Source organism: Halalkalibacter lacteus (assembly GCF_036663595.1).
GTDB classification, from domain to species: Bacteria; Bacillota; Bacilli; order Bacillales; family Bacillaceae_D; genus Halalkalibacter; species Halalkalibacter lacteus.
Map to the genome: position 1 here is coordinate 1 of NZ_JAWRVL010000454.1, position 236 is coordinate 236.

A 236-nucleotide genomic window follows, 5' to 3' on the forward strand; every position below is an offset into this window, starting at 1 on the left:
GCTGGCGGTCTGGTCGAACATCGCCGCTGCCCAGTCGCGATGCTTGCGTGCCCGTGCCTCGGTCGCGGTGACACCCAGGGCCCAAAGCGTTCGACCGTTCGAATCCTCGGACCCCTCATCCTCACACCAGGTGCGGTCGAAGTTCATAAAATTGCGAAAGCGGCGGAGGTCCGGGTTCCAGGCATGTTGGACGAACGACGCGTAGATGCTGGTCCACTTGTCGCGCGTTCCTTCAT

Annotated in this window: 1 pseudogene; it reads right to left on the reverse strand. The window is 62.3% G+C overall.

What is annotated here, in order from left to right:
* Nucleotides 1-236 (reverse strand): annotated as a pseudogene (locus SAZ04_RS22995) (hypothetical protein); the annotation flags it as partial.